Here is a 12708-nt window from a genome sequence, read left to right as displayed (position 1 = left end):
TTGATACCAATTGATGAATCTGATGCCCATGAATCCCGAACTCAAAAAGAAACTGATTCCCGCACTCATCGCAGTAGCCGTCGCGGCCGCTGGCTGGTATGGCTGGACACGTCTGCAACCCAGCGGCCCCGGCGAGGCTTTCGTCCGCGGCAACGGCCGCATCGAAGCGACCGAAGTCGATGTCGCCACCAAGTTCGCGGGCCGGGTGGACAGCATCCTGGTCAGCGAAGGTGACTTCGTGTCGGCCGGCCAACCACTCGCGACCATGCAGATCCAGTCGCTTGAAGCGCAACGCGACGAGGCGCGCGCGAACCACCAGCAGGCCGTGACCGCCGTTTCCACAGCCAAGGCCCAGGTCGCTGTGCGCGAGAGCGACCGGGTGGCAGGCCTGGCGGTGGTGGCCCAGCGCGAAAGCGAGCTGGACGCCGCGCAGCGCCGGCTCAAGCGTTCCGAGACGCTATCGAGCGATGGCGCGGCCTCGCTGCAGGAACTCGACGACGACCGCGCCCGCGTGCGCAGCGCGCAGGCCGCCGTAGCCGCAACCAAGGCGCAGACTGCCGCGGCGCAGGCCGCCATCGACGCGGCCCGCGCACAGGTGGTGGGCGCGCAGTCGGCCGTGGTGGCCAGCGAGGCAACCATCGCGCGCATCCAGGCCGACATCGCCGACAGCCAGCTCAAAGCCCCCCGCGACGGCCGCGTGCAGTACCGCATCGCGCAGCCTGGCGAAGTGCTGGGCGGCGGCGGCAAGGTGCTCAATCTCATTGACCTGTCGGACGTCTTCATGACCTTCTTCCTGCCTGAAACCGTGGCCGGCCGCGTGGCGCTGGGCACCGAGGTGCGGGTGGTGCTCGACGCCGCGCCGGATTTCGTGATTCCAGCCAAGGTCAGCTTCGTGGCCGCCAGCGCGCAATTCACGCCCAAGACGGTTGAGACAGCCAGCGAGCGCCAAAAGCTGATGTTCCGCGTCAAGGCACAGATCGACCGCGAACTGCTGCAAAAGCACTTGAAACAGGTCAAAACGGGCCTGCCTGGCGTGGCCTGGGTCAAGCTCGAGGCAGATGCACCATGGCCAGCTGAGCTGGCGCTCAAGGTACCCGGACAATGACGGCAGGCGCTTTGGCCACGCCCGATGGCGCCGGGCAGGTCGCCCGGGTCGCCGGCGTGCGCCTGCGCTATGGCAAGGCCGTTGCGCTCGATGGCATTGACCTGGAAATTCCGGCCGGCCGCATGGTCGGGCTGATCGGTCCCGACGGCGTCGGCAAGTCCAGCCTGTTGTCGCTGCTGGCCGGCGCGCGCGCGGTGCAGCAGGGCCGGGTGGAGGCGCTGGGCGGCGACATGGCCGACAAGCGCCACCGCGACGAGGTCTGCCCGCGCATTGCCTACATGCCCCAGGGGCTGGGCAAGAACCTCTACCCGACTCTGTCGGTGGAGGAAAACCTGCAGTTCTTCGCCCGCCTGTTCGGCCACGACGCGGCCGAGCGGCGCCGCCGCATCGACGACCTGACCCGCAGCACCGGCCTGTATCCGTTCCTGTCGCGTCCGGCGGGCAAGCTGTCCGGCGGCATGAAGCAGAAGCTGGGCCTGTGCTGCGCGCTGATCCACGACCCTGACCTGCTGATCCTGGACGAACCGACCACCGGCGTGGACCCGCTGGCCCGTGCCCAGTTCTGGGATCTGATTGCCAGCATCCGGCAAGAGCGCCCGCAGATGAGCGTTGTGGTGGCCACCGCCTACATGGACGAAGCCCAGCGCTTTGACTGGCTGGTGGCCATGGACGACGGCCAGGTGCTCGCCACCGGTGCGCCCCACGAGCTGCTGGAACGCACCGGCACCAGCAACCTGGAGGCCGCCTTCATCGGGCTGCTGCCCGAGGCCAAAAAACGCGGCCACCAGCCCGTGGAGATCACCCCGCTGATGCTGGGCGACGACGCAGAGGTGGCCATCGAGGCGCAGGGCCTGACCATGCGCTTTGGCGACTTCGTGGCCGTGGACCATGTGGATTTCCGCATCCGCCGCGGCGAGATCTTCGGGTTTCTGGGCTCCAACGGTTGCGGCAAGTCCACCACCATGAAAATGCTCACCGGCCTCTTGCCGGCCAGCGAGGGCGAGGCCTGGCTGTTTGGCCAGAAAGTGAACCCCAAAGACATCGAAACCCGCCGCCGCGTGGGCTACATGTCACAAGCGTTTTCGCTGTATGGCGAGCAGACCGTGCGGCAAAACCTGGTGCTGCACGCGCGCCTGTTCCATGTGCCCGAGGCCCAGGTGCCAGGGCGCGTGCAGGCCATGGTCGAGCGCTTTGGCCTGCAGGACGAAATTGACAGCCTGCCCGACGCCCTGCCCCTGGGGCTGCGCCAGCGCCTGTCGCTCGCGGTGGCCATGGTGCACCAGCCCGAGCTGCTGATCCTGGACGAACCCACCTCGGGCGTGGACCCGGTGGCGCGCGACAACTTCTGGCGCCTGCTGATCGAGCTGTCGCGGCGCGACCGGGTGACCATCTTCATCTCCACCCACTTCATGAACGAGGCCGAGCGCTGCGACCGCATCTCGCTGATGCACGCCGGCAAGGTGCTGGTCAGCGCCAAGCCGGCAGACATCACCGCGCAGCGCGGCGCCAGCTCGCTGGAACAGGCCTTCATTGCCCACCTGGAAGAGGCCTCGGGCACTCGGCGCGCCGTGCCCGCCGAAGGCACGCCAGCGCCTGCGGCGCCCACGCCCACACCGCACAGCGAGCCCGCCACTGCGCCCACAGGCCGCCGCCGGGGCTTCTTCAGCCTGGGCCGCGCCCTGAGCTACATGTGGCGCGAAACGCTGGAGCTGCAGCGCGACCCGGTGCGCGCCACGCTGGCGCTGCTGGGCACCGCCCTGCTGATGTTCATCATTGGCTACGGCATCAGCATGGACGTCGAAGACCTTAGCTATGCGGTGCTGGACCAGGACCAGACCCTGCTGAGCCAGAACTACACACTCAACCTCGCGGGTTCGCGCTACTTCATCGAAAAGCCGCCCCTTCGCAGCCACGCAGAGCTGGACCAGCGCATGCGCAGCGGCGAGCTGGCCCTGGCCATCGAGATTCCACCGGGCTTCGCGCGCGACCTGCAACATGGCCGATCCGTGCAGGTGGCGGCCTGGGTCGATGGCGCCATGCCCATGCGCGCGGAAACCGTGCGCGGCTATGTCGGCGCCATGCACCAGATGTGGCTGGCCGACCAGGCAAAACACCGGCTGGGCGTGCAGCTGGCGGCGGCCAGCTCGGTCGAGACCCGCTTTCGCTACAACCCCGATGTGAAAAGCCTGCCCGCCATGGTGCCAGCCGTTATTCCGCTGCTGCTGATGCTGATACCGGCCATGCTCACGGCGCTGTCGGTGGTGCGCGAAAAAGAGCTGGGCTCCATCATCAACCTGTATGTCACGCCCGTCACGCGCACCGAATTTCTGCTGGGCAAGCAGCTGCCCTACATCGTGCTGGCCATGTTCAATTTTTTGCTCATGACCGCGATGGCCGTCACGGTGTTCGATGTGCCGCTCAAGGGCAGCTTTGCCACGCTGGCGCTGGCGGCACTGGTGTTCGTGGTGTCGTCCACGGGCATTGGCTTGCTGGCCTCCACCTTTACCCGCAGCCAGATTTCGGCGATGTTCGTCACCATGATCGGCACGCTGATCCCGTCCGTCCAGTATGCGGGGCTGATCAACCCGGTGTCTTCGCTCGAAGGCGTGGGCGCCTTTGTTGGCCGCATTTTTCCGGCCACGCATTTCCTGACCATCAGCCGGGGCGTTTTCAGCAAGGCACTGGACCTGGGCAGCCTGCTGCCTTCGTTCTGGCCCTTGCTGATCGCCGCGCCGGTCATCGTCGGCACGGCCATCTTGCTGCTGCGAAAGCAGGAGTCCTGAGCATGCACGCTGCATCCATTGCCAACATCTGGCGCCTGGGGATCAAGGAACTGTGGAGCCTGGTGCGCGACCCCATGATGCTGGTGCTGATCGTCTACACCTTCACCGTGTCGATCTACGTGGCCGCCACGGCCATGCCCGAGAGCCTGCACAAGGCCGCCATCGCCATCGTGGACGAGGACGACTCGCCCCTTTCGGCGCGCATCGTGGGCAGCTTCTATCCGCCGCAATTCATCACCCCGCGCCTGATCACGCTGGCCGAGATGGATGCCGGCATGGACAAAGGCAACTACACCTTCGTACTCAACATTCCGCCCAACTTCCAGCGCGAGGTGCTGGCCGGTCTGGCCCCCGCAGTACAGCTCAATGTGGACGCCACGCGCATGAGCCAGGCGTTCACCGGCAGCGGCTTTATCCAGCAGATCGTTGCGGGCGAGGTCAACGAGTTTGTGCAACGCCATCGCGGCGAAGCGCGGCTGCCGGCCGATCTGAACGTGCGCATGCGCTTCAACCCGAATCTCGAACAGGCCTGGTTCGGCTCGCTGATGGAAATCATCAACAACGTCACCATGCTGTCCATCATCCTGACGGGCGCGGCGCTGATACGCGAGCGCGAACACGGCACCATCGAGCATTTGCTGGTCATGCCCGTGACGCCCGGCGAGATCATGCTGGCCAAGGTCTGGTCCATGGGGCTGGTGGTGCTGCTGGCGGCGCTGGTGGCGCTGGTGTTCGTGGTGCAGGGCGTCCTCAAGGTGCCGGTGCAGGGCTCGGTGCTGCTGTTCATGGTGCTGTCGGCGCTGCACCTGTTTGCCACCACCTCCATGGGCATCTTCCTGGCCACCGTGGCCCGCTCCATGCCGCAGTTCGGCATGTTGCTGGTGCTGACCCTTCTGCCGCTGCAAATGCTGTCGGGTGGCGTCACGCCGCGCGAGAGCATGCCTGAATTCGTGCAACAGGTGATGCTGGCCGCGCCGACCACGCATTTTGTGGCGGGCGCGCAGGCCATCCTGTACCGAGGTGCCGGCCTCGACATGGTCTGGCCACAGTTGCTGGCCATACTGGCCATTGGCGGGGTGCTGTTCACCATCTCGCTGGCCCGTTTTCGCAAGACCATCAGCCAGATGGCCTGACCATTGACAAGATCTTCCGGAGTCCCATGCCAGAAATCCTGCCCGCCCCCCTTCCAGCGCACAGCACCGGCAACGACCTGGGCACCGTGCGCAACCGCACGTTCGACGAGATCGCGGTGGGCGACACCGCCTCGTTCGAGCGCACGCTCAGCACCGAAGACATCCAGCTGTTTGCCGTGCTCTCGGGCGACGTGAACCCGCAGCACCTGGACGCGGAATACGCCGCCTCCACGCGCTTTCAGGGCGTCATTGCCCACGGCATGCTCGGCGGCGCGCTGATCTCGGCGGTGCTGGGCACGCGCCTGCCCGGCCCCGGCACCATCTATCTGGGGCAGACGCTGAAATTCCTCGCACCCGTGCGCGTGGGCGACACCCTGCGCGTCAGCGTGACCGTGACCGCACGCGACGAGGCCAAAAAACGCCTCAAGCTCGCCTGCAGCTGCACCAACCAGGACGGCGTGGCCGTGATCCGTGGCGAGGCCGATGTGATTGCCCCCACCGAGCGCATCGAGCGCGCCCGCACCACGCTACCCGAGGTGCGCCTGACCGTCAACGGCGACGGCCTGCACCGGCTGCTGGACCATGTGCGCCCGATGGGCGCAATCCCCATGGCGGTGGTGCACCCCTGCGATGCGCTGAGCCTTTCGGGCACACTGGACGCACGCGCGGCCGGGCTCATCACCCCGGTGCTGATTGGCCCGCGTGCGCGCATTCTGGCGGTGGCGCAGGCCAACGGCCTCGACATCTCGGACATCGACATCGAAGACGTGCCCCACAGCCATGCCGCCGCCGCGCGCGCGGTGGAGCTGGTGGCCCAGGGGCGTGTGGAGGCCCTCATGAAAGGCAGCCTGCACACCGACGAGCTCATGGCCGCCGTGGTGGCCAGCGGCACCGGCCTGCGCACCAAGCGGCGCATCAGCCACTGCTACCTGATGCAGACCCCGGCCTACCCGCGCCCCTTCATCATCACCGACGCCGCCATCAACATCGCACCCACGCTGGACGACAAGGCCGACATCGTGCGCAACGCCATCGACCTGGCCCATTCCATCGGCGTGGCCGAGCCGCGCGTGGCCATCCTGGCAGCGGTGGAAACCATCAACCCGCACATGCCAGCCACGCTGGACGCGGCCGCGCTGTGCAAGATGGCCGACCGCGGCCAGATCACCGGCGCCCTGCTCGACGGGCCGCTGGCCTTCGACAACGCCGTGTCGATGGCGGCCGCGCACACCAAGGGCATCGTCTCCGAAGTCGCAGGCCGGGCCGACATTCTGGTGGTGCCCGACCTGGAAAGCGGCAACATGCTGGCCAAGCAGCTCGAATTCATGGGCAACGCGGCCAGCGCCGGCATTGTGCTGGGCGCGCGCGTGCCCATCGTGCTCACCAGCCGCGCCGATTCGCGCGAGACCCGCATCGCCTCTTGCGCCGTGGCCGTGCTGCTGGCGCACCGCTACAAGGTGCTGCCGCCATGAACGACCTGGTCCTCGTGCTCAACTGCGGCTCGTCAAGCATCAAATTCGCGTTGTTTGGCGCCAGCGTGCAGCCGCTGCCGCGCCAGCCCCTGTGGAACGGCAAAGTCGATGGCATCACCGGCCCCGCCCCCACCTTTGGCGAAACCGGCACCGTGCCCGGCCCGGTCGTGCTGGACAGTGCCCAGCCCTACCACGCGGCGCTGGAGCACATCCGCGCGCGTGTTCTGGCCCGCCTGGGCAGCCACCGCATCGCCGCCGTGGCGCACCGCGTGGTGCACGGCGGCGCCAAATATTTCGACCCGGTGCGCGTAGACGCCGCCGTGCTGGCCGACCTCAAGACCTACATCCCGCTGGCGCCGCTGCACCAGCCGTTCGCGCTCGAAGCCATCGAGGCGCTGCTGGCCACGGCGCCCGGACTGCCCCAGGTGGCCTGCTTTGACACGGCCTTCCACCACACGCTGCCCGATGTCGAGAAGATGCTGCCCCTGCCCTATGGCGCCTGGGAGCGCGGCCTGCGCCGCTATGGCTTTCATGGCCTGTCGTACGAATTCATGTCGGTCGCGCTGGCCGAGCGTCATGGCAACGCCGCACGCGGGCGCACCATCGTGGCCCACCTGGGCAGCGGCGCCAGCCTGTGCGCCATGCAGGGGCTGCGCAGCATAGCCACCACCATGGGGTTTTCGGCGCTCGACGGGCTGATGATGGGCACGCGCTGCGGCGCGCTCGACCCCGGCGCGGTGCTGTACCTGATGGAGATCGAAAAACTCACGCTCGAACAGGTGGGCCATGTGCTGTACCACGAGTCGGGGCTGCTGGGCCTGTCGGGCGTGTCGTCCGACCCGCGCGTGCTGCTGCAGCAAGAGGCCGGCAACAAACGCGTGCAGGCCGCGCTGGCGCTGTATGTGCGGCGCATCGTGCGCGAGATCGGCGCCATGACCGCTGTGCTGGGCGGGCTGGATATGCTGGTCTTCACCGCCGGCATTGGCGAGCACAATGCCATCCTGCGCGAGCGCATCTGCCGCGAGCTGGCCTTCCTGGGCGTGACGCTGGATGCCGACGCCAACGCGCTGAACGCGCCCCTCGTCTCGCCCGCAGCCAGCCGCGTGCAGGTGGCGGTGGAGCCCACCAATGAAGAATGGATCGCCGCCTGGCGCACCCTTGCGCTGGTCGGCTTGCCCGGTCACTGAGTTCACCCTTTCACCTTCGCCACGAGTGCCCCATGTACAAAAAAATCCTGGTTCCCTTCGACGGCAGCCCCACCTCGGAACAAGCCCTGAAAGAAGCCGCCGGCCTGGCGCTGAAATTGGGCGCGCAGGTGCGCCTGCTGCACATCATCGATCCGCTGACACACGCGGTCGGCTTTGTGCGCCCCGAGGTCTACCGAAGCGACTTCCTCCCCGCAGCCATGAAAGCGGCCGAGTCCATGCTGCGCACGGCCTGCGAGCAACTCACCGCGCAAGGCATCCAGGCCGAAATCTGCCTGCTGGAGAACCTGGACGCCCAGGTGGCACAACTCGTGATCGACGAAGCCCGGCAATGGGGCGCCAGCCTGATCGTGCTGGGCACCCAGGGACGGCGGGGCATGGCGCGCATGTTCCTGGGCAGCGATGCCGAGCAGGTAGCGCGCACCGCCCCCGTGCCGGTGCTGCTGGTGCGCCTGCCCGCCGACGCGCAACCTGCCGCGTCCGTCTGAGCGCGGCTCGGGCGATGGGGGCGATGTGGCTGCTAGCATCCCCCTCCTGATGCAATGCCCCGGAGTTTCCGCGTGATCCCCACCCCATCTGGCGCCCCCCGCGACCCGGTCGATGTGACCGATGCCACACCGCGCGCCCCCAGCACGCCGCCGCCGCGCCGCCCCAGCGCCGCGTTCATGCTGCAACACCCGGCGCACTGCCTTGCGCTGGGCTTTGGCGCGGGCCTGAGCCCCAGGGCGCCGGGCACCGTGGGCACCCTGTGGGCCTGGCTGGCCTTTCTGGTGCTGCAGCACTGGCTGGATGCGCAGCAGCTGGGCCTGCTGATCGGCGCTGGCACGCTGGTGGGCTGGTGGGCCTGCACCGTCACCGCGCGGCACATGGGCGTTTCCGACCCCGGCAGCATCGTCTGGGACGAGGTCGTGGCCTTCTGGCTGGTGCTGTGGCTGGCCATGCCCATGGGGTTCTGGGGCCAGGCCGTGGCGTTTGCCCTGTTCCGCTTTTTCGATGCCGCCAAGCCCGGGCCCGTGGGCTGGGCCGACCAGCTGTTCAAGGGCTTTGGCTGGCGCGGCGGCTGGGGCATTTTGTTCGACGATTTCGTGGCGGCGTTCTGTACGCTGCTGGCGATTGCGCTGTGGAGGTTCTTCTGGTGAGCGTCCCATCACTATCAAAAAATGAGCTACCATCGCTTGCCACACAAGCGCAAGAGGCCATTTTGATGGATATTTCACGCCAGCTGCTGGCGCGCGGCTGGATGCTGGCCACCGCCGAAAGCTGCACCGGCGGCCTGATCGCCGCTGCCTGCACCGACCTGGCGGGCTCCAGCCAGTGGTTCGAACGCGGCTTTGTCACCTATTCCAACGCCGCCAAGACCGAGCTGCTGGGCGTGCCCGCCACGCTGATTGAGCAGCATGGCGCCGTCAGCGAGCCCGTGGCCCGCGCCATGGCCGAAGGCGCCGTGGCCCACGCGCACGCCCAGGTAGCGGTGGCTGTGACCGGCGTGGCCGGCCCCACGGGCGGCAGCGCCGACAAGCCCGTGGGCACGGTGTGGTTTGGCTGGTGCGTGGGCGGACAGACGCACAGCGAGGTGCGGCACTTTGCCGGTGACCGCGCCGCCGTGCGCACTGCCACCGTGCGGCACGCGCTGGCGCGGCTGCAGGCGCTGCTGGCGTAGCGGCCCGCGAGCACTGCGCCGAAATTCAAGCCAAATCAGCATCCAGCCCTTTCCTTGAAAGCGCTAGCAGCTCCTTTTTCAGGAGCAAATATTTACGCCCCGTGGCACTTCTTGAACTTCTTGCCGCTGCCGCACCAGCAGGGCTCGTTGCGGCCGGGTTCGGGCAGCTTGCGCACGGTTTCGATGCGCGGGCCCATGCTTTTCCATAGCTGGCGCAGGTCGTACACGGCCCAGATGGCTTCGCCAAAGGTTTCCACGCGGGCCTGGCTGGTGCTGGGCGGGCCGTCTTCGCTGAACATGCAGACCTCGGGCTTGCCGGTGTCGTCTTCGGTCAGGGCGACGATGCTGTCGAGCGCATCGTCAAGCCACTTGGCAGCCTCCTTGTCGCGCGGGGCGGCCCAGTCTTCGGGCCAGTTTTCCACGGCGAACATGAAGCCCAGCGCCCACACCTGGCCAAACGAGGGAATATCCTGGCCGGCCATTTCGGCGCGCTCCTCTTCGGGCAAGCTGGCCACGGCACCGCGCATGTCCATGGCCTCGGGCTGGAAGGTGCGGTCGTCGTCCAGCGTTTCGACCGGGGCGTCGAGCTGTGCTTCGACCTCGTTCCAGCGGCGCATCCACAGCTCCAGGAACCGCGCCTGCTGCGCCGCATCGGCAAACGCCGGCAGCAAGGGCAGCGCCTCGCCTTCGGCCAGGTCGAGCGCCGAGCCATCGCCCAGCAGCATGGGCAGGTATTCCGACGGCGGGATGGGGCGGCGGCTGCAGATCAGCGCCGTCAAAAAGCCGTCGCAGAACTCCCACTGCGGGATCTCTTCGCCCCGCGTGCGCAGGTCGTCCAGCAGCATGTCGATCTCGTCGAGTTCGTCGGGGCCCAGGGCCGGGGCAGCAGATGCGGCAGACACGGCAGATGCGGCGGCGGCGTCCGTGGGTTCTTGGTGGGGGGTGTTCATAGCGGGGCTCCAGTCGGCGGGGCCAAAGGGCAACAAGGCTTGGGTGCTGCCCCTGGCCCCTGGCAAAGGCGGCCAGTGTAGCCGCCCGCCGGGGCAAAAAGTCAAGCCATCGGCAGGGCAGAAGGTGTGGTGGCCGTGCGCTCCGGCGAATCCCCGGCCCACCTGTTTTCTTCAAAAACAATAGCTGTTGCCGCATGTGCACCAAGGGCTAGAAGCCTTTTTCTCATGCAAAGAACCGCCTTGTCCTTGCTGAGCAGGATGGCGCGGTGGGCCACGGCCAGGTCGATGAAATGCTGGTCGTCGGCGTCCTTGCACACGGCGGCCACGCGCGGCGCCACATCCACCCAGCGCACCTGGGCTTCGTAGGACTGCAGCAGCGCGCTGGCGGTCAGCCCATAAAACGCCAGGCGCGGCGCAATCTGCGGATAGGCCAGCACGCGCGCCAGCTCGTCGCGCATGGGCGGCGTGGCCACCCAGCACAGCCGCTGCGCATCGAGCAGCGCACGCACGGGCGCCACGGCCGCGTCGGCAAACAGCAGCAGGTCGAGCACGATGTTGGTGTCCAGCACCAGCGCGCGCGCATCGGCACCGGGTTCGCCGCGTTCGGGCAGCGGCAGCACGCAGCGCGGGGGCTTAGCCGCCATGGCCCTTGGGCGTGGGTGCCGACGGGGCTGCTCCATCGGCGCCACGCGGCGCGCGCACCGAGCCCTTGACCATGTCGAAGCGAAACAGGCGGCACTCGATGGGGCCGTTCCACATGGGCACGCGGCGCGATTCTTTCAGGCGCATCTTGCCGGGCAACTTGAGGTCGGGCGTGAGCATCCAGGCCTGCCAGCCGGCGTAGTTCTTTTTCCAGTGCGCGGCCAGCTGGCTGAAGAACTCGCCGCCATCGTCGGTGTGCGCGGCTTCGCGGCCCACGCTGGCGCCCAGGGCGCGCTCGGCCGCGCGTTCGTTGGCGTTTTGCCCGGCGGTGCCGGCGGCGGCAATGCGCTCGCCGTAGGGCGGGTTGAGCAGCATCACGCCGGGCTGCTCGCAGGGCGGCATGCGCTGCAGGGCGTCGCCACCGCGCAGCTGCACGGCATCGGCCACGCCGGCACGCTCGGCATTGCGCTGGGCAAAATCGACCATGCGGTGGGCCACATCACTGCCAAATATGGGCACAGCGCTTGCCTGGATTGCGCCTTCAGCTTCGTTTTTAATAGCAGACCAGACATGCGCCTGGAACGGCAGCAGTTTCTCGAACGCAAAGCGGCGCAGCATGCCCGCCGGGATGCGGCAGGCGATCTGCGCGGCCTCGATGGCAATGGTGCCGCTGCCGCAGCAGGGGTCGTACAGCGGCACGGGGTTGTCGCCCAGGGGGTCCCAGCCGCTGGCGGCGATCATGGCGGCGGCCAGGGTTTCCTTGAGCGGCGCGTCGCCCTTGTCCTCGCGCCAGCCGCGCTTGAACAGCGGCTCGCCCGAGGTGTCGATGTAGATCGTGGCCTCTTCGGTGGTCAGGTGCAGGTGGATGCGCACGTCGGGCCACTGCGTGTTCACGTCGGGGCGCACGCCGCTCTTGGCGCGAAAGCGGTCGGCCACCGCGTCCTTGATCTTGAGGCCGGCGAAGTTCAGGCTTTGCAGCGGGCTGTGCTGCGCCGTCACCTCGACCTTGAAGGTCTGGCGCGTGGTGAACCAGATCTCCCAGGCCACGTCGCTGGCGGCAGCGTACAGGTCGTTTTCAGAGCGGTACGGGCGGTGCGCCAGCTGCACCAGCACGCGCTGCGCCAGGCGGCTGTGCAGGTTCAGCTGCATGGCCTGGCGCCACGAGGCGCGCAACAGCACGCCGCCCCGGCCCACCAGCAGGTCGTTGCCCGTGAGGCCGGTGATGGCGTGCACCTCATCAGCCAGATAGCTCTCGACGCCGGCGGCGCAGGGCAGGAATAGTTGGAGTTGGTTCATAGACAGGCCAAAAGGATACGCGCTCAAGCCTTGAGCAGCAGCAACTGGCGGATGGACTCGGGGATCGGCGCCACCTTGCGGTCGCTCTTGCCGATGAAGACGATGCCGGTCTTGCCGCGCGCCACCTCGCGGCCTTGCGTCTTTTCAGTCATTCGAAAGACGAGGTCGAAACCATAGCGATTGAAGTCTGCGGGCGCCATCTCCACGCGCATGGTCTCGCCGTGAAAACCCTCGGACCGGTACTGCGCCACGATGTCTCCCACCACGATGGACAGCCCGCCCACATCCGCCTCGGGGTAACCCAGCCACTGGAAGAAGCGCACACGCGCCTCGGACACCAGCGAGAGCAGCTGTGCGTTGTCCAGGTGCCCGCCCTGGTTGACGTGGCTGATGTAGATCTGCATCTCGGTGGCAAAGCCGAAATGCGGGGGAAGGTCGAAAACAATGCGGGCCATGGCGTAC

Annotated in this window: 12 protein-coding genes; 8 read left to right on the top strand and 4 right to left on the bottom strand. The window is 67.5% G+C overall.

Going from position 1 to position 12708, the window contains the following annotated elements:
* The first annotated feature begins 22 nt into the window (after window positions 1-22).
* From J8G26_RS13805 to J8G26_RS13770, 8 genes are all read left to right on the top strand, one after another.
* Window positions 23-1105 carry an HlyD family efflux transporter periplasmic adaptor subunit gene (locus J8G26_RS13805; protein WP_210569598.1) on the top strand — a complete coding sequence of 361 codons (1083 nt, stop codon included), beginning with the start codon at window positions 23-25 and terminating at the stop codon, window positions 1103-1105.
* The gene (rbbA, locus tag J8G26_RS13800) at window positions 1102-3888 is read left to right on the top strand and encodes a ribosome-associated ATPase/putative transporter RbbA (protein WP_210569596.1); all 2787 of its coding nucleotides are present in this window, start codon (window positions 1102-1104) and stop codon (window positions 3886-3888) included. Before J8G26_RS13805 ends, rbbA begins: the two co-directional genes overlap by 4 nt.
* A 2-nt stretch (window positions 3889-3890) precedes the next feature.
* Complete coding sequence (locus tag J8G26_RS13795) at window positions 3891-5021, top strand: ABC transporter permease (protein WP_210569595.1); 1131 nt, start codon at window positions 3891-3893, stop codon at window positions 5019-5021.
* Window positions 5022-5047: 26 nt separating this feature from the next.
* Window positions 5048-6493: a bifunctional enoyl-CoA hydratase/phosphate acetyltransferase gene (locus tag J8G26_RS13790; protein WP_210569594.1), complete on the top strand. Its 1446-nt coding sequence runs from the start codon at window positions 5048-5050 to the stop codon at window positions 6491-6493.
* Window positions 6490-7680, top strand: coding sequence for an acetate/propionate family kinase (locus J8G26_RS13785; RefSeq protein ID WP_210569593.1), 1191 nt, complete (start codon window positions 6490-6492; stop codon window positions 7678-7680). Before J8G26_RS13790 ends, J8G26_RS13785 begins: the two co-directional genes overlap by 4 nt.
* A 32-nt stretch (window positions 7681-7712) precedes the next feature.
* Window positions 7713-8186, top strand: a complete 474-nt coding sequence (locus J8G26_RS13780) for a universal stress protein (protein WP_210569592.1) — start codon at window positions 7713-7715, stop codon at window positions 8184-8186.
* 177 nt (window positions 8187-8363) lie between these two features.
* Complete coding sequence (locus J8G26_RS13775) at window positions 8364-8837, top strand: phosphatidylglycerophosphatase A (RefSeq protein ID WP_210569647.1); 474 nt, start codon at window positions 8364-8366, stop codon at window positions 8835-8837.
* A gap of 65 nt (window positions 8838-8902) precedes the next feature.
* Window positions 8903-9358, top strand: coding sequence for a CinA family protein (locus J8G26_RS13770; RefSeq protein WP_087747868.1), 456 nt, complete (start codon window positions 8903-8905; stop codon window positions 9356-9358).
* A gap of 92 nt (window positions 9359-9450) precedes the next feature.
* On the opposite strand, the gene J8G26_RS13765 is transcribed toward J8G26_RS13770, so the two are convergent.
* The 4 genes from J8G26_RS13765 to J8G26_RS13750 form a co-directional block, all read right to left on the bottom strand.
* Window positions 9451-10308, bottom strand: a complete 858-nt coding sequence (locus J8G26_RS13765; protein ID WP_210569591.1) for a UPF0149 family protein — start codon at window positions 10306-10308, stop codon at window positions 9451-9453.
* A gap of 101 nt (window positions 10309-10409) precedes the next feature.
* On the bottom strand, window positions 10410-10952 hold the full coding sequence (locus tag J8G26_RS13760) for a putative toxin-antitoxin system toxin component, PIN family (protein ID WP_087747870.1): 543 nt from the start codon (window positions 10950-10952) through the stop codon (window positions 10410-10412).
* Complete coding sequence (locus J8G26_RS13755) at window positions 10942-12246, bottom strand: THUMP domain-containing protein (protein WP_210569589.1); 1305 nt, start codon at window positions 12244-12246, stop codon at window positions 10942-10944. The genes J8G26_RS13760 and J8G26_RS13755 overlap by 11 nt, the downstream gene beginning before the upstream one ends.
* A gap of 23 nt (window positions 12247-12269) precedes the next feature.
* Entirely contained in the window at window positions 12270-12701 is a 432-nt protein-coding gene (locus J8G26_RS13750; protein ID WP_210569587.1) for a thioesterase family protein, read from the bottom strand.
* Between the last annotated feature and the right edge of the window lie 7 nt (window positions 12702-12708).

This window comes from Acidovorax sp. JG5 (assembly GCF_017939685.1).
In the GTDB taxonomy this organism is placed as follows: domain Bacteria; phylum Pseudomonadota; class Gammaproteobacteria; order Burkholderiales; family Burkholderiaceae_C; genus Acidovorax.
This window is presented reverse-complemented; position numbering and strand designations above follow the sequence as displayed.

Excerpts from the sequence above, each read along its gene's own strand:
- J8G26_RS13805 (WP_210569598.1), top strand. The coding sequence starts at position 23 with ATGCCCATGAATCCCGAACTCAAAAAGAAACTGATTCCCGCACTCATC.
- rbbA (WP_210569596.1), top strand. The coding sequence starts at position 1,102 with ATGACGGCAGGCGCTTTGGCCACGCCCGATGGCGCCGGGCAGGTCGCC.
- J8G26_RS13795 (WP_210569595.1), top strand. The coding sequence starts at position 3,891 with ATGCACGCTGCATCCATTGCCAACATCTGGCGCCTGGGGATCAAGGAA.
- J8G26_RS13790 (WP_210569594.1), top strand. The coding sequence starts at position 5,048 with ATGCCAGAAATCCTGCCCGCCCCCCTTCCAGCGCACAGCACCGGCAAC.
- J8G26_RS13785 (WP_210569593.1), top strand. The coding sequence starts at position 6,490 with ATGAACGACCTGGTCCTCGTGCTCAACTGCGGCTCGTCAAGCATCAAA.
- J8G26_RS13780 (WP_210569592.1), top strand. The coding sequence starts at position 7,713 with ATGTACAAAAAAATCCTGGTTCCCTTCGACGGCAGCCCCACCTCGGAA.
- J8G26_RS13775 (WP_210569647.1), top strand. The coding sequence starts at position 8,364 with ATGCTGCAACACCCGGCGCACTGCCTTGCGCTGGGCTTTGGCGCGGGC.
- J8G26_RS13770 (WP_087747868.1), top strand. The coding sequence starts at position 8,903 with ATGGATATTTCACGCCAGCTGCTGGCGCGCGGCTGGATGCTGGCCACC.
- J8G26_RS13765 (WP_210569591.1), bottom strand. The coding sequence starts at position 10,308 with ATGAACACCCCCCACCAAGAACCCACGGACGCCGCCGCCGCATCTGCC.
- J8G26_RS13760 (WP_087747870.1), bottom strand. The coding sequence starts at position 10,952 with ATGGCGGCTAAGCCCCCGCGCTGCGTGCTGCCGCTGCCCGAACGCGGC.
- J8G26_RS13755 (WP_210569589.1), bottom strand. The coding sequence starts at position 12,246 with ATGAACCAACTCCAACTATTCCTGCCCTGCGCCGCCGGCGTCGAGAGC.
- J8G26_RS13750 (WP_210569587.1), bottom strand. The coding sequence starts at position 12,701 with ATGGCCCGCATTGTTTTCGACCTTCCCCCGCATTTCGGCTTTGCCACC.